Annotated in this window: 11 protein-coding genes; 9 read left to right on the forward strand and 2 right to left on the reverse strand. The window is 54.4% G+C overall.

Annotated features, from left to right (window positions below; translation table 11 throughout):
- The first annotated feature begins 88 nt into the window (after positions 1 to 88).
- The 5 genes from fucP to J3P35_RS17740 all read left to right on the forward strand — a co-directional run bounded on the left by fucP (position 89) and on the right by J3P35_RS17740 (position 12438).
- Positions 89 to 1354 (forward strand): L-fucose:H+ symporter permease, encoded by a 1266-nt coding sequence (gene fucP, locus J3P35_RS17720; protein WP_210466009.1) that lies wholly within the window; start codon positions 89 to 91, stop codon positions 1352 to 1354.
- Between the two features lie 488 nt (positions 1355 to 1842).
- Positions 1843 to 5970, forward strand: a complete 4128-nt coding sequence (locus tag J3P35_RS17725) for a hybrid sensor histidine kinase/response regulator transcription factor (protein ID WP_210466010.1) — start codon at positions 1843 to 1845, stop codon at positions 5968 to 5970.
- Positions 5971 to 6473: 503 nt separating this feature from the next.
- Entirely contained in the window at positions 6474 to 9608 is a 3135-nt protein-coding gene (locus tag J3P35_RS17730) for a SusC/RagA family TonB-linked outer membrane protein (RefSeq protein ID WP_210466011.1), read from the forward strand.
- A 48-nt stretch (positions 9609 to 9656) separates the two neighbouring features.
- Positions 9657 to 11150 (forward strand): RagB/SusD family nutrient uptake outer membrane protein, encoded by a 1494-nt coding sequence (locus J3P35_RS17735; protein ID WP_210466012.1) that lies wholly within the window; start codon positions 9657 to 9659, stop codon positions 11148 to 11150.
- A 70-nt stretch (positions 11151 to 11220) separates the two neighbouring features.
- The gene (locus J3P35_RS17740) at positions 11221 to 12438 is read left to right on the forward strand and encodes a glycoside hydrolase family 130 protein (RefSeq protein ID WP_210466013.1); all 1218 of its coding nucleotides are present in this window, start codon (positions 11221 to 11223) and stop codon (positions 12436 to 12438) included.
- A gap of 380 nt (positions 12439 to 12818) precedes the next feature.
- Here J3P35_RS17740 and J3P35_RS17745 read toward each other — a convergent pair whose 3' ends face one another.
- A complete protein-coding gene (locus J3P35_RS17745; RefSeq protein ID WP_210466014.1) occupies positions 12819 to 13625 on the reverse strand; it encodes an SDR family oxidoreductase in 807 nt (268 codons plus the stop codon).
- A gap of 190 nt (positions 13626 to 13815) precedes the next feature.
- On the opposite strand from J3P35_RS17745, the gene J3P35_RS17750 reads away from it, so the two are divergent.
- The 3 genes from J3P35_RS17750 (at position 13816) to J3P35_RS17760 (ending at position 16984) form a co-directional block, all read left to right on the forward strand.
- Entirely contained in the window at positions 13816 to 14856 is a 1041-nt protein-coding gene (locus J3P35_RS17750) for an LA_2272 family surface repeat-containing protein (protein ID WP_210466016.1), read from the forward strand.
- Positions 14857 to 15079: 223 nt separating this feature from the next.
- Positions 15080 to 16498, forward strand: coding sequence for a 23S rRNA (uracil(1939)-C(5))-methyltransferase RlmD (gene rlmD / locus J3P35_RS17755; RefSeq protein ID WP_317195402.1), 1419 nt, complete (start codon positions 15080 to 15082; stop codon positions 16496 to 16498).
- A gap of 117 nt (positions 16499 to 16615) precedes the next feature.
- Positions 16616 to 16984 carry a hypothetical protein gene (locus tag J3P35_RS17760; protein WP_210466018.1) on the forward strand — a complete coding sequence of 123 codons (369 nt, stop codon included), beginning with the start codon at positions 16616 to 16618 and terminating at the stop codon, positions 16982 to 16984.
- Positions 16985 to 17088: 104 nt separating this feature from the next.
- On the opposite strand, the gene thiL is transcribed toward J3P35_RS17760, so the two are convergent.
- Positions 17089 to 18117 carry a thiamine-phosphate kinase gene (thiL, locus tag J3P35_RS17765; protein ID WP_210466020.1) on the reverse strand — a complete coding sequence of 343 codons (1029 nt, stop codon included), beginning with the start codon at positions 18115 to 18117 and terminating at the stop codon, positions 17089 to 17091.
- 198 nt (positions 18118 to 18315) lie between these two features.
- Between thiL and J3P35_RS17770 the strand changes: the two genes are divergently transcribed.
- Positions 18316 to 18897, forward strand: coding sequence for a TetR/AcrR family transcriptional regulator (locus J3P35_RS17770; RefSeq protein ID WP_210466022.1), 582 nt, complete (start codon positions 18316 to 18318; stop codon positions 18895 to 18897).
- The last annotated feature ends 56 nt before the right edge of the window (positions 18898 to 18953 follow it).

Genomic DNA, 18953 nt, shown 5'->3' on the forward strand with positions numbered 1-18953 from the left:
CCAAAATGCAGGGGACTGTTTACCCTTTAAATGCAGAGAAGTATTTACCCTTAACTAAGAGAAGTATTTACCCTTAACTAATTGAGGTATGATACAGACAGCTACCACAGAACCCGCCAATCTCCTCCACGGAAAGGCAAATTTCACCGAGAGGCGATACTTTGTGACATTTGCGTTCGTGGTGTCGCTTTTCATGCTTTGGGGTATTGCCATTACCATGGGCGATGTGCTCAACCGCCATTTCCAGAACGTGTTGAATGTCTCTAAGGCCCAATCTGGCTTGGTGCAGTTCTCCATCTTCGGGGCGTATGCTGTCATGGGCATCCCGGCCGGATTGTTCATGAAGCGCTTCGGGTACAAAAATGGGGTTCTGCTGGGCCTCACGCTTTACGCCTGCGGCGCTTTCCTGTTCCTGCCCGCCGCCAATGCCGAGTCGTTCGGGTTCTTCCGGATTGCCCTGTTCGTGCTGGCCTGTGGCTTGGCGACGTTAGAGGCGGTAGCCCACCCCTTTGTCGCTTCACTGGGCGATGAACGCACCAGTGACCAACGCCTAAACTTTGCGCAGGGCTTCAACGGTCTGGGAGCGGTGATCGGGCCGCTTATTGGAGGCTACTTTATTTTGCGCGTGGGCGGCGATTCCCAGGAAGGACTGAACTCTGTCAAGACGCTGTACCTGAGCATCGGTGTTTTGATTACCCTTATTGCGATTGCTTTCTCCTTCGTGAAAGTGCCGGCCTTGAAAGATGCCCACGCCATTGACCTGGATGCCTATGAGGTTCCCGTTACGCCCCAGGACCTGAAGGCACCCAAGAAGCTGTTCCAACACCGGCACTTTGTTTGGGCGTTCATCACACAGTTCTTCAACGTGGGTGCCCAAGGCGCCACCTGGGCCTTTTTCATCAACTACGGCGTGGAGAAAATGGGCCTCACCGATGAGACCGCCTCTTATTACTTCTCCCTGAGCATGGTCATGATGATGCTGGGCCGCTTCATAGGGACGTACCTGATGCGGTTTATTGCCCCCAATAGACTGTTGGCCACCTTTGCGCTTGCCAACATGGGCATGTGCCTGATCATCGCCCAAAGCTGGGGCTGGCCCTCTTTTATCGCCCTCCTGATGCTCAATTTCTTCTTCAGCATCATGTTTCCCACTATTTTCAGCTTGGGCCTGAAAGACCTGGGTCCTCACACGCAGCAAGCCTCCTCTTTCATAGTCATGGGCGTGGTGGGCGGTGCCGTGTTCCCTCCGCTTATGGGCCTCATCGCAAACCAGGATGTAGCGCAGGCCTACTACCTGCCCATCCTCTGCTACGCCGTCATTTTCCTATTCGGGTATCGGTTATACAAACCCTGAACATTTCCCAGTTTTGCTTTGAAGAACCAGCCCTTCCGTTTTGGTCCTGTTTTCTCTTGAACAGGCCCAAAACGGAAGGGCTGGTTTTTACTTAAGTGATTGCTTTTCCTCGGGCCTGCTGCAATCCTTTGTTTCAGAATTGAAGAACGATATTTCAAACATGAACATGGGCTGAAGTGGCTATAATTTCTGATTCAGTTTCCGGACCTTATTTCAGAAAACAGGCTCAAATAGCTGAGACCACAAAAAAGCTATTGCGCTTTCCCCTACGGATATTTGCTGGTTAAGAAGCTCCATTCAAGTAGATATCAGTTTACAATCGTGATAAAAAATAATTAAATTAGACACACATATTAACACGTTGCTATTTGATAGCTCATTAAATAACACCTCGTTTAAAACAGTATATCCTACCAATGGCCTTTATGGCCAACTAGCCTGAAGAATAGAACTCAGAACTCGGATCTGCCCTGCCAAAACGATAGATTATGCTGCGGTCTTGCCTGTCGCTCTTACTGACCTTCCTCTACTGGATGAATCCGGCTGTCGGGCAGCATCTGGAAGGCCGGTTCCTCGCGGTGCAGCAACTGGACAGCCGAAACGGCCTTTCCAACAGTTGCGTCAACGCCATCTACCAGGACAGTGACGATCTGCTGTGGATAGGCACGTACGATGGCCTGAATGTCTATGACGGCTCCAGTTTCCATATTTTCAACTACCACCAGAAAGGCAAGGGCAAGAGCATTGGGAACAACGTCATCACCAACATTTCCGAGGACGCCGCCAAAAACATCTGGATTGAGACCAGCGAAGGCATATCCCGCTACAGCAAGCGAACCGGTGAGTTTTCCAACTACTTTTATGAGGATGGCCGGCAGGTAGAGGTGCAGGTTCTAGCCATCAGCCTGAAGCACGGGGTATTCTGTTTAGCGCAGGAAAAAGGAAAACCAGCCGGAAAATGCTTCAATCCCCAAACCCAAACCTTTGAGCCTTTCAGCTTCCCATTCAACTTATCCCACGTCACCGAATTTACTTTTGACAGTCAGGATAGGCTTTGGGTCCTGAACCAAGACCAGGTAGAAGCTTATTCTCTCCAGAGCCAGACGTTCAAGAGAATTGACCGAACCTTGGCCAACCCCCGGGCCGAGAAACTCTTCGTGCTAGGAAAAAAGATCTTTCTCCAGGAACCCGGCACGCATACCTTGTGGGAAATCTCTCCTGAAACCTTGCAATCGAAAGCCGTGGCCCGTTTTTCAGAGCCAATCAAAGCTCTGGCACACGTGCCTTCCGGTTTTCAGGTGGCTTGGGCTAGCGGCGGAGTCGGGAGCTTTGATCACCGCTTTCAACCTCTAGCCTTGGGCAAAGAGCTCCAACTCCTGCGCAACATTTCCGCCACTTCCTTCTGGACTTCCAAAGACCAAACTCTCTGGGTAGGGACGGATGGCAACGGCATCCTGAAGATTGCGCCCAACCACCGGTACTTCCACAGCGTATCGGAACTGCCCAACGGAGCGCCTTTCAAAGCGGTGCGGGCCTTTGCCGAGGTGGGCCAGGAGATTTGGGTAGGCACCAAGGGGAACGGGATTTTTCGGTTTAAGAACAGCCCAAACGGGCAGCAAATGGAAGCGGAGCCTCACTCCTACTCGGCTCCCCAGCAATTGGAGAACAACGCGGTTTACGCTACTCAAACCGGAAAGGAAGGGCTGGTTTATCTGGGCACCGATGGTCCCGGAATCACGCTGTACGATACCCGCACCAAAAAATTCATTAAATGGAAGGAAGTGGAAGGCAGCCACCAGCACCCGGCGTTCGCCTCGGTATACGCCGTGTTGCCAGAAAAAGACAGTTCCGTGTGGCTGGCGACCAGCGGCTACGGGCTGGTGCATCTGAAACTGCGGGCCAAGGGCTCCGGGAAATGGGCAGTGCATTACTTGGAGCGGTTTCCTTTCCATGGTGATGACACTGGTCCAGCCAGCAATGTCATTTTCTCACTTCTGCCCGGCGCAAACGGTCACCTGTGGCTGGGCTGCCGCAACGGAGGGCTGAGCTTATTCAATAAAGCAACCCGCAAATTCCGGCACTTCAAGGCTTTCTCTGAGGCCGAGGGCCTGTCGCACAACGATGTCCTTTCCCTGTACAAAGACCGCCAGAACCACCTCTGGATTGGCACCAGCTATGGATTGAACTGGGTCAAAGAGAACGAGGCGTTCAAACAAAAAGTAATCTTCCGGAAACTGACCACTGAGGAAGGGTTGCCTAACAACTCCATCCACGGCATCTCCGAGGACGGCAAAGGTAACATCTGGGTCAGCACCAACAACGGTTTGGCCTGCATCAACCCCACCTCCCTTCAGGTAGACCGGTTCCAAGCCGAGGATGGCTTGCAGGGCAATGAGTTCAGCGATGGGGCAGTGTGGAAGAATGCGCAGGGCATGCTTTTTTTCGGGGGAATTTACGGGTTCAATTACGTGAACCCAGACCAGATCCAGGCCAGTAATCGCCAGGTGAACCTGCTGGTGTCTGATCTGCAATTGGGTAGCAAGATTTACCGCAACGCCTACGGCCAACTGGTGCTTCGGCCCGGTCAATCCCAAAAGGCGGAGAATTTTACGGTGCCTCGCCGCGAAGGCTTCTTTGATGTGCGGTTAAAGGCCATTGACTTCCAGAAATCGGAGAAATCACAGTACGCCTACCTGTTGGAAGGGTCGGACCAGGCCTGGGTGTACTCCAACACAAACGGCCGGATCTCGTACCGCAACCTGGCACCCGGCAATTACACATTCAAGGTGAAATGGACTAATGGCGAAGGCAAATGGACGCCGGAAGCCGTGCTGTTTCGGGTTACTGTGGACCAGTACCTTTGGCTTAGCTGGCAGGCCTTCCTCTTCTATTTCGTGGTGGTGGTGGTCTCCATTTATGCCTATTCATCTTACCGCCGGAGCCGCCTGGAAATGAAAAACCAGCTAGAACTGGAGCACCGGCTGCGGCTGAAGGACGAGGAAGTGCACCAAGAACAGCTGAGTTTCTTCACCAACATCGCCCATGAATTGCAGACGCCCCTCACGCTCATCACCGGCTCTCTGGAACGCTATCTCCAGAAAAAGGAACCGCAGGCAAAGTCGGGTGACAGTGGTTACTTCCTGTCTTTGGTGCAGCAGCACACCTCGCGGCTGCATTATCTGGTGAACCAGATTCTGGAGTTCAGGAAAGCGCAGGAAGGGCACTTGAAGGTGCATTACAGCTATGTGAACGTCTCGGCGCTGCTGGCCAATATCGCCGAACTGTTCTCGCCCCTGCAGGAGCAGAAAAAACTCAGGTTCACGGTCCACATCAGCCCGGCCATTCTGGGCTGGACTGACAAAGACAAGCTGGAGAAGATTGTCTTCAACCTGCTGTCCAATGCCTTCAAGCACAGCGGTCCTAACCAGGAAGTGATCCTGAACGTGACCGAGGATGCCGCCTCGCACCAGGTGCAGATCACGGTGGCTAACTCGGGCAGTAACCTATCATCGGAGCAACTGCAAAAGCTGTTCGATCGGTTCTTCGTGCTGGACGGGACGCAAAAATACAAGTTCAGTTTCGGGATTGGGCTGGCCTTCACACAGGAACTGGTTTCTTTGCTTAACGGGCAGATTACCGTGCAGAGCACAGACGACTGGGTGACGTTTACTGCATCGCTCCCCATTTCCGCCATTCCGGGCGTGACGGGGCTCACCAAAGACAATGTGCTGCATGACAAACCCTCCCCGCTCCTGCACGCCGCCACGCGTCCGCCCCAGAAACAAAATCCGCAGCCCGTCTCTGAGAACAACAAACACGCTCTGCTCCGGAGCTTAGACCCGAGCCACAAACCTGCCATTCTGCTAGTGGAAGACGAGGCCGATATCCGCTACCTCCTGCGCGACTTGCTGGAAGAGGAGTTTTTGATTTTTGAAGCCGAAAACGGTCAGCAAGCTTTGGAACTGCTGGCCAAAACCCTCCCCGATCTGATCATCTCAGACATCATGATGCCTGTGATGGACGGCCTGGAACTTTGCTCCCGCGTGAAAAACACGCCGGAGACGTGCCACATTCCGGTGGTGCTGCTCACCGCCCGGGGCACCTTGGAGGAGAAAGTGGAAGGTTATGACGCCGGAGCCGATGCCTACATTCCCAAGCCCTTCCACACCGCCCATCTGCTGGTGCGGGTCCGCAAACTGCTGGAATACAAGAACCGGCTGCACCAATTGTTCCAGAAAGACAGCTTTTCTATTTCGCTAGAAGAGGACCAACTGGAAAACACCGACAAGGAATTTCTGTCCAATGTACTCAACCGCATTGAGGCGCACCTGGACAACCCCGACCTGAACGCCGCCCTGCTGGAAAAGGAACTGATGCTGAGCAAAATGCAGCTCTACCGCAAACTCAAAGCCCTCTCGGCCATGACACCCGCCGAGTTCATCAAACACGTGCGCCTTCAGAAAGCGGCGGCCCTGTTGCAGAACACCAACCTGAGCGTGTCTGAGATCTTCTACCAAACCGGCTTCAACAACCAATCTTACTTTTTCCGGGAGTTCAGGAAACGCTACGATTGCTCTCCCAATGAATACCGCGCCCACCACCGCATCCAGGCCTGACCCGGCGTTTTGAAGCTGTTTTTCAAAAAAGAGCCTATAAACGCAATCTCATAAAACCTGGGAGTAACATCAGGCACGCACCCGGACCTTGCCTCTTTTGAACGAAGCCAGACACCTACTCCTGGAATCCTGTTTTTGGCCTATTTTTCAGAAAACGGCCTCAAAACAGATTTTCCCGGATTTCTGCCTTCAGTCAACATACACCTTAAAAAGGAACGATTCAGATAGACGGAAATCCTTGGCGCAACAGGTTCCTGAAAACTAACTCAAAACAGCTTAAATCAACGATTGATACTATAGTACATCACATTGTGACTCCAGTACATAGCCCAGGGTTAGGTAAATTTTACATTTGAATCAACTCCCATAAGCCCGGCAGAAGCAGGAAAGTACAGGGCAACAACCATCCTGAAGAGACATTCCAACCGCTGCGGCGGCCTTTGCTGGGCGAGAAGTACCAGGAAGGAACACACCCATTCATGTACCATTTACTAACAGACAACATGCATAGAACATCTACTTTTGGGCAACTGCCCCACCCTCAGAAGACGTTCCCGGGAGCAAGGCGCTGGAAGTTGCGCTTCCTAGGAATGTTGCTGCTCTGCCTGTTTTTGGTTGGACAAGCCTTTGGGCAGACATTCACGGTAAGCGGCGTGGTGCGCGATGATACCGGCACCGGATTGGCCGGGGTTACAGTGCAACTAAAAGGTGCCACTACCGCCACAGCCACAAACTCAGACGGCAGCTACTCTTTAAATGTGCCCAGCGGAAGCGGTACGTTGGTGTTCACCTACATTGGGTTCCAGACGCAGGAAGTCGCCATCAATGACCGCTCCACCATCAATGTCACGCTGGCCACCGACCAACAGGCCTTGGATGAAGTAGTAGTAGTGGGCTACGGCACGCAGCAGAAAAGCCAGGTGACGGGGGCCATCTCGTCCATAAAAGGGACCAGTCTGGCTCAAACGCAGGCGGTGGATTTGAGCACGGCGCTGCAGGGCCAGGCTTCCGGCGTAAACGTCACCTCCCCAACCGGCGCGCCCGGTACCGAGGCCGTGATCAGAATCAGGGGAATTGGTACGCTCAACAACAGCAATCCGCTCTTTATTATAGACGGGGTGCCCGTGACCGGAGGTCTGAACACCATCTCGCCCAATGACATAGAATCCATTGAGGTGCTGAAAGACGCCGCCGCCTCGGCCATTTATGGGGCCCGGGCCGCCAACGGGGTAGTGCTGGTAACTACCAAATCCGGCAAGGCCGGTAAAAATGAGATTGCTGTGGAGGCGGCCTACGGACTGGCCAGTGCCATCGGCTTGCCAGACATGGTGAGCACCGCCGAGTTTATTGAGCTGCAGAACGAGGCTTTTACCAATGACGGGGCCACCACCCGCAACAATGACAACGCCGCCACGCTCCCCAACACCGATTGGCTCGATGCCGTTTTCCGGACCGCCGCCATCCAGCGGTACAACCTCAGCTTCTCCGGCGGCAATGACGTGACCCGGTACTACCTCTCCGGCAACCACGTGAACCAGGAAGGCACCATCCAGAGCTCAGAGTTCAAGCGTTACGGCCTCCGGTCCAACGTGAGCAGCACCGTGCGCAAATGGCTCACTGTGGGCGAGAACCTGAACCTCACCTATGATTACACCAAAGCGCTGGGTGCCTCCGGCGATGGCGGCAGGCCCGGTAGTTTGCCCGGCGTGGTGCGGTACGCGCTGCTGCGGCCCAACGCCATTCCCGTTTATGACCCCGTTACCGGATTTTACACCGATTTGCCGCCGGCCTCGCTCTACCAGAACCCTATTTTCTATGGCGATGCCAAAAACCCGCTCGCCATCGCTGATTACCGCAATCGGGCGCTGGACCGCTACCGGGCCGTGGGCAACATTTACGTCGAGGTCAAGTTCCTGGAAGATTTCCGCCTGCGCACCGATGCCGGCCTTGATTTCTCATTGCAGGAACAGCAACAGTACAACGGCCAGATCCCCGGCGACCGCACCACCCTCACTGACAAAGACAAGTCCCTGGACAAATTCCGGCACCGGTACTACACCCTCAACTGGACCAACACCCTCAACTACAACCATAAATTCAACGAGGCCCATGACGTAGGTTTCACCCTGGGCACCGAGTACGTCACCTTCAAGGTGGATTACCTCTCGGCGGCCCGAAACGGCTACGATAACCGCACCGATGCCAACCCGGATCTGCAGTACCTGGACTTCGGGCTGGGGCAGCAGTTCAGCAGCGGCGTGGAGGAAGAATGGGCCTTGATGTCCTATTTCGGGCGCGTTTCTTATGCGTTTAAGGAAAAATACCTCTTAACCGCCAACCTCCGCGCCGATGCCTCCTCCCGCTTCAGCGAGAACAATCGCACCGGGTATTTCCCATCGGTATCGGTGGGTTGGAATTTGGCGCGGGAGAATTTCATGCAGAACGTGACCTGGCTTCCGGATCTGAAACTGCGCGCCAGCTGGGGCCAGTTGGGCAACCAAGAAATCGGGTTGTACCCGTTTGCTACGCTGTACTCCACCTCCAACGGCGTGTTGCAGCCCATCAGCCTAGGCAACCCCGATGTGAAATGGGAAACCACCGAGCAGACCAACGTAGGGCTGGACGCCTCGCTGTTCCAGGGCATGGTGAACCTGAGCGTGGATTACTTCGACAAGCAGTCCCGAGACATCCTTATTCAGCTGCCCGCCTCCTACACCAACGGAGACGCCACGCCGCCCTACGTGAACGGCGCCAAGCTCTCGAACAAAGGCTGGGACTTCACGCTCAATTACCGGCAGAGCACCGGCGGCTTCTCCTGGGATGTGACGGGCAACCTGACCACGGTGAAAAACCGGGTGGTGTCTTTGTATCAATCCAAGGAGCAGATCCTTTCCTCGGGTTCCGGCAGCGTGATTCTGCGCGAGGGTTTGCCGCTGAGCGCGTTTTACGGCTATAAAACCAACGGGCTGTTCCAAACCGAGGAAGACGTGCAAGCCTACGTCAATGCCACCGGCGAGCAACTGCAGCCCAACGCCCAGCCCGGCGACATCCGGTTCGTGGACGTGAATAATGACGGCAAGATTGACGATGCCGACCGCACCATCATCGGCGACCCCAACCCAGATCTGCTGTACAGCCTGAACGGCACCTTCAGCTTTAAGAACTTCGACCTGAACCTGTTTTTCAACGGCGTGTACGGCAACGACATCTACAACGAGGTAGACAACATCATCAACAGCTTTGACGCGCGCGGCTTCAACGTGAAGCGGGATTTCTACGAGGAGCGCTGGCATGGCGAGGGCACCAGCAATTCCATGCCCCGGGCCACTTACCAGGACCCCAACAACAACCGCCGTTCCTCTGACCGGTACGTGGAAAGCGGCTCTTACCTACGCCTTAAAAACGTGGTGCTGGGCTACACCTTGCCCGGTTCTCTGATGCAGCGCGTGGGTGTAGCCCGGGCTCGGATTTACGCCAGCGCCCAGAACCTCTTCACCATCACCGACTACGGTGGCATGGACCCAGAGCTGTACACCAATGAAAACCTGGCCAACTACGGCGACTTGGGCCGGGGCATTGACATGGGCACGTATCCGCAGTCGCGCATCTACACTTTCGGGTTGCAGTTGGGCTTCTAACTATTGGTTGAGGCCTTCGGGCCAGTTATTCCACCCAAACTATCAGACATGAAAAAGTATATTTATAGCCTGTTTTTGCTGATTGTCCTGCAAACCAGTTGTCAGGACGAGCTGGACAAACTTCCGCAAGGGAAACTCACCGAGGGGAACGTCTTCACCCAGGCCAGTGACTTCCAGCTGGCCATTGACGCCGTGTACCTGCCCATCACTAATCGGTTCAGGGGCAACTGGGAGTGGGAAAACGGGGCCTCTATCCCCCGCGAATGGGTCATTGGGGATGTCATGAGCGATGATGCCGTAAAAGGAGGCGGCGGCTTGGGCGACCAGGAAGATATGAGAAGGATGGAGACCTTCAATATCTTTCCCGAGAACAACAATGTACTGGGTATCTGGCGCTTCAACTACAAAGGCATCAACGCCGCCAACACGTTTCTGCAGCAGGACGGGAGTAACATACCGGGCCTCAGCGCTGACCTTTACAACCGCATGCGCGGCGAAGCCTACTTTCTGAGGGCTTTCTACTACTTCCGACTGGTGGTCAACTTCGGCGGAGTGCCGCTCCTAGCCCCGGAACAAGGCAAGTCCGATAATACGGTCCGGGCCTCGGTGCAGGAAGTGTACGCCCAGATTGAAAGCGACCTGGCCCAGGCCATGCAACTGCTGCCCATGTCCTACCCCGAGGACGCCAATTACCACCGCGCCACCAGCGGGGCGGCCCACGCGCTGCTGGCCAAAACCTACATCTACCGCGAGCGCTGGCAGGATTGCCTCAACGAGATTGCCGAGGTGCAGAAATCAGGTTACATGCTGCTGCCCGAGTTTGAGGATAATTTCAACGGCGAAGGCGAAAGAGGCAAGGAAATCATCTTCGCCTCCCGGCACGAGGCCGGTCTGGTGCCCTCTCAGGGCTCTATCCTGAACGCCGTATTCGCGCCGCAGGGCAAAGGTTGGGGCTTCCAAATCCCCACCCAGGACCTGGTGGATGAATTCGAGCCGAACGACCCGAGGCTGAAAGCCACCGTTTTCATGGCCGGCGACAAATGGCTGGACGGTTCTGACTACAACCCCGCCTGGTCTCCGCTCACGGGCTACAACGTGAAAAAGTTCATGCAAAATGTAACCCCCATTGACGATGGTGGCGTGGACTACATCTACATCCGCTACGCCGATGTGCTGCTCTGGAAAGCCGAAGCCCACGCCGAGCTGAACCAACTGGCCGAGGCCCGGGCGGCGCTGGAACAGGTGCGGGCGCGCGCCAGAAACCAGGCCAGCAATCCCTCGGCTTTGCCGGAAGTCACCACCAACGACCAGCAGGAGTTGCTTGCTGCCATCCGGCACGAGCGGCGGGTGGAACTGGCCTTTGAAGGACACCGCTACTATGATCTGGTGCGCTGGGGCCTCGCGGATGAGGTGCTGGCCAAAGCTCCGGACGCTGATCCGCTCAAAGGCTACAAAGACTACGGCAACGGCTGGCAACCCAGCAATGCCTTGCTACCCATCCCCCGCCGCGAGGTTGATTTACTGGGTTTACCACAAAACTAGGTCAAAAACGACCCGGCTCCTTTAATGCGGGGCCGGGCTTCCACTCCACCCTAAAAACGAGTCATCAACTATGAAAAACATATTCAAAGAGCTATCCATCCTGAGCCTGCTTGTAGTCGTAGGAATCGCCAGCTGCCAGAGTAAACGGGAGAAAACCGAGCAGGCCCAAGCCTCGGCCACCACCCAGAATACTACTGAGGACTGGACTTTGGGCCCGTTTGTGAAAGCCGATGCCGCCAATCCGGTCCTCGTTCCAGACCCCAAGGCCATGTTCTATGACCCCATCCGGAAAGACTCCGTGGCCTGGGAAGCCAAGGATGTGTTCAACCCAACGGTAGCCGTCAGGAACGATACGGTTTACATGCTGTACCGCGCAGAGGACAAGATTGGCCGGTTCGCGGGGACTTCGCGGCTGGGCCTGGCCTACAGCACCGATGGTCTCAAGTTCACCAAGTACCCGGCCCCGGTCCTCTATCCTGACAATGATGCCTACAAAGCCCTGGAATGGGAAGGCGGCTGCGAGGACCCACGGATGGTGGAAGACGAGAACGGCACCTATTACCTCACCTATACCGCCTATGACGGCAAAACCGCCCGCCTCATGATCGCCACTTCCAAAGATTTAAGGCACTGGAAAAAGCACGGCTCGGTGTTCGGGAAAGTGAAAAACGGCAAATACGTCAAGTACTGGACCAAGGCGGGTTCCATTATCGCGCGGCAAGTGGGCAACCGGTTAGTCGCGACCAAAATCAACGGCAAGTACCAGATGCTGTGGGGCGAATCGAACATCTACATGGCCACCTCCGATAACCTCATTGACTGGACCCCGGTCCCCGAGACCGATCCCACCAAGGCCAAACCCGACAGCATGCGGGGCTACGACGAGGCATTCAAAGTGGTCTTTCAGCCCCGCAAATACGAGTTTGACAGCGAACTGGTAGAACCCGGTCCGCCCGCCCTGCTCACTGACCGAGGCATCGTGTTCATCTACAACAGCAAAAACAGCCCCACCTACGGTGACACCACCCTGGCCGCCGGGAACTACGCCGCCGGACAGGTGCTCCTGGACAAAAACGATCCGTTCAAAGTGCTGGCCCGCACCCCCAAATGGTTCATCACCCCAGACAAGGAATACGAGATCAGCGGACAGGTAGACAACGTCTGTTTCGTGGAAGGATTGGCGCCGTTCAAAGGCAAGTGGTACCTCTACTACGGCACCGCCGATTCCAAAATTGCGGCCACCGTGGCAGACCAGAAAGGCACCACCAATGCCACTGCGGCAAGGTAGAAATCGAGTTGGTTTTAACTTAAAACAGAAAGAGCCTGCAGTGTGCTGCAGGCTCTTTCTGTTTTGGGGCAATTTTAATGAAATTGAGCCTGAGACACTTTTAAATCAATTTATACTGAAAAGCTGTTTAGTAAGGACAAAGGTTAGAACTCCTGTTTGTGGGAAATGCTTTTGCCCCGGTTTGGCCTTGCTTGTAGGCACCGCCCTTTCATCCTGCCGGATGACGACGTTACAGTGTAACGACGCTACATTTTGGTCTGTAGCGACGTTACACTGTAACGTCGTACGCATTCCCTAAGAACTTCCGCACCATAGTAAAATGCTGCAAGCGCATCCTATTTCAGACCCATTTTCCTGAAAACAGACCCGAAATGCTTCTTCTATTTAAAAGGCGAATTCGGCTCTTTCTTCATTTGGTTGTACACCAGCTTATCGGTGAGGCCGGGCAGGAACTTACCTAGTAATACCGCCAGCTTGCCCTGGGTGGTAAGCACTAGTTCGCGCTTGCGCTTGCGGGTGGCTTCCAGGATGCGATCGGCGACTTCTTCGGCGGTCATCATCTTGGCTTCATCGCGCGGGGATTCTCCTTGCTGGCTTCCGTCGGCGGAGAGGGCGGTGTTTCGGATGTTGGAGGCGGTAAAACCTGGGCAGGCGATCATCACATGAAGTCCCTGGTGCAGCGTCTCGGTGCGGAGGGCGCCCAGAAAGCCTTGCATCGCGAATTTAGAGGCCGAGTAACCAGTGCGGCCAGGCAATCCCTGGTAACCGGCAATGGAAGACACCCCTATCACCGATCCTTTGGATTTAAGCAGATACGGCAGCGCGAATTTGGTGCAGTAAACGGTTCCCCAGAAGTTGATGTCCATCAACTGCCGGATCACGCTCAAATCCACATCCTGGAAAAGCGCCCGCATACTGATGCCTGCGTTGTTCAGCATCACGTCTATCCTCCCGAAGCGGGCCACGGTCTCGTCTATCAGGCGGTGGCAGTCTTCTTCTATGCTGACATCACCGGTAACGGTCAGGTATTCCACGCCGGCGGCCTTCAGTTCCTGACCTACTTCCTGCAATTTCTGCGAATTCCGGGCCGAGATCACGATTTTTCCGCCGGCCCGTCCAAACGCCAGGGCGCAGGCCCGCCCAATTCCGGACGATCCGCCGGTGATAATGACAACTTTATCTTTCATGTTCAAATGCTTCATTTGCCGCATAGCAGCCGCTGCAAATCTACGATAAGTTTCGCACCATTTACCCCATCTGGTTTCCGCACTTCCCGTGGTAGGCATTCAACAATCGTCAAAGCAACGTGGGGGTAAACGGCAGAAAAGCCGTCATTACTTCTAACCACCTTCAAAAAGGTGCTTTAGCACGTTTACCATGAAAAAATTTTTCTTCTCTCTTGCAGCGCTCCTGGGTATGGCTGCGGATTGTTTCTCCCAAAATCCATCTGGCACTTCCCTGGAATACCGACCGGTTCAGTTTTCGGTCACACCGGGTTTAGGCTCCAACGGAAAACAGAGCGAGCAGTACTACACGTCCTTTTCCTTCGGGGTGCTGGGCGATAAAAGCGGCGGCGTGAGCGGCGTCCAGCTCAGCGGCTTGATTAACCGGAACCGCTATTTCTCCAAAGGCCTGCAATTGGCCGGACTCATCAATACCATCGGGGCGCTTCCCACCAATTTCAACCTTCTGCAGAGCCAACAGCCAGATTCTATCCTTTCGCCGGAGTCAAGTCTGGAAGGTCTTCAGTTAGGCGGAATTCTCAACACCGTGGAAGGCGACGTAAACGGAGCTCAGATTGGCGGGGTCCTCAATACAATTACTGGTGTGCTGAATGGGTTGCAGTTAGGTGCCATCAACCGGACGAGCCACTCCAAAGGTTTGCAGATGGGCTTGATCAACATAGCGGATTCCAGCAGTGGGGCTACGTTGGGCTTGATCAATATTGTACGGCACGGCGGCTATTACCGGGCCGAGGTTTGGGCCGGGGAAACCTTTTACGCCAACGGGGCTCTCAAACTGGGAACCCAGAAACTGTACAGCGTTTTCGCGCTAGGTTGGGGTCCGCACGAGGGCAAACATCATTTCGGGTACGGGTTGGGGCTGGGCTTTCCGGTGAATTCCAAGGGCATGTTCCTGGACGTGCTCATTTACCAGGTGAACGAAGACAAGTTCTGGACCAAAGGCTCCAGCAACCTCCTGGAGCAGGTGCGCCTCACCAAAGAGCGGGATTTCGGGAAGGTGGCGCTGCTGTACGGGGCCACGCTCAACGTGTTCGTCTCTAACCGTCGTCCGCTGAAAGTAGGTGAAGACCCAGGCATGAAACTGGAGCCCTGGCCTTTGTTTGAGAACATCTCCCGGCAGTCGCGGGTGGTGGTATGGCCCGGCGTGAACCTGGGTGTCAGATTCAAAAAGTAATAGGCTGCCGTTTTGGGTCGATTTCCAGAAAAAGGGCTCTGAAACGGAACTCTAATGTAAAAGGAGTTCGCCGCCAGAAACTCTGGTACCTATGGTTTCTATACCTGACTTAACCCTGAATTTTTCACAAACCCGTTTTTGAGCCGATTTCTTAAAAACTCCTTTGACCGCATTTACCGGAAAAGGTTCTGGTGCAGAGTTTTCTTTGTAATTTTGCGGCATCGTGAGAAAATTCAAGAAAAAGAAACATAAATACGAGGTCATCCCACAACTGCGCGTGGAGGAGATGGCCGCAGAAGGCAAGTGCATTTCCCGCCACGACAACCTGGTGGTGTTCATCTCAGACGTGGCCCCCGGCGATGTGGTGGACGTGCGCGTGACCAAAAAGCGGAAAAATTACCTGGAGGCGGTACCGGTGTATTTCCATGAGTATTCCGAGGCCCGGACTCAACCGTTCTGCGAGCACTTCAACGTCTGCGGCGGCTGTAAGTGGCAGCATATTCCGTACGAGACCCAGCTGTTCTACAAGCAGAAGCAGGTGAATGACAACATTGAACGCATAGGAAAGATTACGGGCCATGAGATGCTGCCCATCCTGCCGTCTGACCGCGTGAGCTTTTACCGCAACAAGCTGGAGTTCACTTTCTCGGGCAACGCCTGGCTTACCAAAGAGCAGATTGACAGCGGCGAAGACCTGGACCGTCGGGCCCTAGGTTTCCACGTGCCTTTGCGCTTTGACAAGATCGTGGACATTCAGCACTGCTATTTGCAACCGGCTCCGTCTAACGAGATCAGGCTGGCGGTGAAGAACTACGCGCGAGAAAACAACCTGCCGTTCTTTGATCTGGTGAAACAGGAAGGCTTTCTGCGGAACCTCATCATCAGAACCGCCAACACCGGCGACCTGATGGTGATTGTGCAGGTGTTCCAGGACCAGCCCGAGTGGCTGATGCCGCTGCTGGATTTCCTGCTGCAGGAGTTTCCGCAGATCACCTCGCTGCAGTACGTGGTCAACAGCAAAGGCAACGAGACCTTCCATGACCTGGAGGTGGTGTGCTACCACGGCGATCCGTATATCCATGAGCAGATGGAAGGTCTCCGCTTTAGAGTGGGACCGAAGTCTTTCTACCAGACCAACTCAGAGCAGGCCTACAATTTGTACAAACTCACCCGCGAGTTCGCGGTGCTCAACGGCCACGAGACTGTGTATGACCTGTACACCGGAGCCGGCACCATTGCCAACTTCGTAGCCCGCTCGGCCGCGCAGGTGGTGGGCATTGAGTACGTGGCCAGCGCCATTGAAGACGCCAAGATCAACTCGCAGATCAACGACATCACCAATACGCATTTCTACGCCGGCGACATGAAGGACGTGCTCACCACCGAACTCTTCGCCAAACACGGCCGACCAGATGTGATCATCACCGATCCGCCCCGCGCCGGCATGCACCCAGACGTGGTGGCCAAACTGCTGGAGGTGAAAGCCAGCCGCATTGTGTACGTGAGCTGCAACCCCGCCACCCAGGCCCGCGACCTGGAGATGCTCGCTGATCTGTACGATGTGGTGAAAATTCAGCCGGTGGATATGTTCCCGCAGACCTACCACGTAGAGAGCGTGGCCCTGCTCACGCTCAAAAGCTAGGATTCTCAAAAGAAAGCCCCTGCCGTTTTAAGCTTATTTCTCAGAAACAGGCCTACAACGGCAGGGGCGCAAAACAACTTACTTCGTGATACCTGATACGTACTACGTGCTACCATTATGCAAAACGATCCAGAACTGAACGGTAAATACTTGGGCACCATCACCAAAGACTTTGTGCAGGTGTCTGATACATTGAAAGAGGCTTCTTACCTCATCAGAAAGCGTGATATCTCCAAGTACCCCATTTTCGTGTTCTCCAAGGAGGTCACCAAGATTGGCGGGCTGCTCATCGCGGCCGAGGAGCGCCAGCTGGACTGGAACATCAACGCTTCTTACCTGGAGGATTTTGTGGGCCGAAAACTGGTACTGGAAGATAAAATAGAGGATTTCCAGCAAGCCTACCGCGATGCCGATGAATATTGCTGCCTTTTCGTGATAGACCGCGATTTCATGAACTTCGTGTTCGTGCCGTATCCGGAGGATTAAAAACCCGCGAGGTTTCCAGCCCTATTTCCTGAAAACAACCTATAAACAGCAAGCCCCAACTTCTAGCAGAAAGTTGGGGCTTGCTGTTTAATGATTAGCCAATTTTAGCTGAAGTGGTTCCAGCCCTGCGCCTTGATGGGGAAGGCGTTGCCGCTTGGCGTTACCAAGCGCACCCCCTCGCCGGCATCGGTGATGTTTCCGATGATGGTGATATCCGGGTGGTTTCTGATCTTGTCAAAGTCGGCCATTTTCACGGTGAAGAGCAGTTCGTAGTCTTCGCCGCCGTTGAGGATACAGGTCACGGGGTCCAGTTTGAATTCCTCGGCGGTTTCCAGGGTCTGCTGATCGGCGGGGAGTTTGTCCTGGTAGATAGCGGCCCCTACCCGGCTCTGCGAGCAGATGTGCAGCAACTCAGAACCCAATCCATCGGAGATATCAATCATAGAAGTGGGATGCACGCCCAGTTCCTTGAGTTCATGGATCACATCCATGCGGGCCTCCGGCCGAAGTTGCCGTCCCACCACGTAGTCCTTGCCTTCCAGCTCGGGTTGGGTATCGGGATCTGCCAGGTAAGCCTGTTTCTCGCGTTCCAGGAGTTGCAGGCCCAGGTAAGCACCGCCCAGGTCTCCGGTGACGCAGATGAGGTCATTAATTTGGGCAGTGCTGCGCAGAACCGCTTTACCTTTCTCCACTTCGCCCAAGGCGGTGATACTGATGACCAACCCGCCGCGCGAGGCCGTGGTGTCGCCGCCTACCAGGTCCACGTTATAGTTCTCGCAGGCCAGGCGCATGCCGGCGTACAGCTCTTCAATGGCCTCCACGGTATAGCGCGCGCCAATGGCCAAACTCACCACAATCTGGGTGGGAATGGCGTTCATGGCGGCAATATCAGAGACGTTCACGGCCACGGCCTTGTAGCCCAGGTGTTTCAACGGGCAGAAAGTGAGGTCAAAGTGAACGTTCTCCACCAGCATATCCGTGGAAACCACAATCTGCTTCTGGCCCGGCTCCAGCACCGCGGCATCGTCGCCAATGCCCACCACCGTAGACGGCTGGTTCATTTCAATATTTTCCTGCAAACGGCGAATCAACCCAAATTCGCCTAAAGTGTCTAAAGAGGTATATTCTGACATATTGTATCTACTTATCGTACTTTTTCGTCCTTATTTAATAGGAGATATACGTTTTCGTCTTATTTTTAGAAAAACTTGCCCAAAACGCAAAGATAGCTTTTCCAAAGCACCTTTCATTGCAAAGAATTCACGAGCCCAGGCAAGTAAATTTGCTAACGGCCGTTCGCATTAGTAGCTTTGATTGTAAACAGTACCTCTATGTCCAGCACCCAATTGTCGCGCAAAGAACAGATAGACCAAGTTGCCACTTCCCTTTTCAAATCCAGAGGTTTCGCTGCCACCACCATGCGGGACCTAGCCCTTGAATTGGGAATTGAGGCCGGTAGTCTTTACTCGCACATCAAATCAAAGGAAGACATTCTGCAGCGCGTCTGCTTTAAGATGGCCGATGAGTTCAATGCCGCCTTTGACGAGGTGAAGAACAAAGACGTGCCGGCAGGCGAGAAACTGCGTCTGGCGGTAGCGGCCCACGTGCGGGTATTGACCAAAAACCCGCCGGCGGCCGGGGTGTTCCTAAATGAGTGGCGCCACCTCAGCGAGCCTTCCCTGAGCAAATTCCACGACATGCGTTTCCAATACGAGGAAAGCCTGCGGGAGATTGTGCGCGAGGGAATCGCCAGCGGCGAATTCAAAGTCACCGATGAAAAATTTGTGGTATTGACGCTCCTCTCCAGCCTTAACTGGCTGCACATGTGGTACAAACCCGAAGGTAAGATGAGCCCAGATGACATCGCAGAGTTCCTTTCCAACCTGCTGCTCAACGGCCTCAAAAACTTCTAAAGCCGGAAGTTAAAATAGCCTCTTTATAATTTCGCAGGCTTTAAGGCGTTCCCTGA

Origin of the sequence: Rufibacter roseolus, assembly GCF_017916365.1 — a bacterium.
Lineage (GTDB): Bacteria > Bacteroidota > Bacteroidia > Cytophagales > Hymenobacteraceae > Nibribacter > Nibribacter roseolus.

Excerpts from the sequence above, each read along its gene's own strand:
- fucP (WP_210466009.1), top strand. The coding sequence starts at position 89 with ATGATACAGACAGCTACCACAGAACCCGCCAATCTCCTCCACGGAAAG.
- J3P35_RS17725 (WP_210466010.1), top strand. The coding sequence starts at position 1,843 with ATGCTGCGGTCTTGCCTGTCGCTCTTACTGACCTTCCTCTACTGGATG.
- J3P35_RS17730 (WP_210466011.1), top strand. The coding sequence starts at position 6,474 with ATGCATAGAACATCTACTTTTGGGCAACTGCCCCACCCTCAGAAGACG.
- J3P35_RS17735 (WP_210466012.1), top strand. The coding sequence starts at position 9,657 with ATGAAAAAGTATATTTATAGCCTGTTTTTGCTGATTGTCCTGCAAACC.
- J3P35_RS17740 (WP_210466013.1), top strand. The coding sequence starts at position 11,221 with ATGAAAAACATATTCAAAGAGCTATCCATCCTGAGCCTGCTTGTAGTC.
- J3P35_RS17745 (WP_210466014.1), bottom strand. The coding sequence starts at position 13,625 with ATGAAAGATAAAGTTGTCATTATCACCGGCGGATCGTCCGGAATTGGG.
- J3P35_RS17750 (WP_210466016.1), top strand. The coding sequence starts at position 13,816 with ATGAAAAAATTTTTCTTCTCTCTTGCAGCGCTCCTGGGTATGGCTGCG.
- J3P35_RS17760 (WP_210466018.1), top strand. The coding sequence starts at position 16,616 with ATGCAAAACGATCCAGAACTGAACGGTAAATACTTGGGCACCATCACC.
- thiL (WP_210466020.1), bottom strand. The coding sequence starts at position 18,117 with ATGTCAGAATATACCTCTTTAGACACTTTAGGCGAATTTGGGTTGATT.
- J3P35_RS17770 (WP_210466022.1), top strand. The coding sequence starts at position 18,316 with ATGTCCAGCACCCAATTGTCGCGCAAAGAACAGATAGACCAAGTTGCC.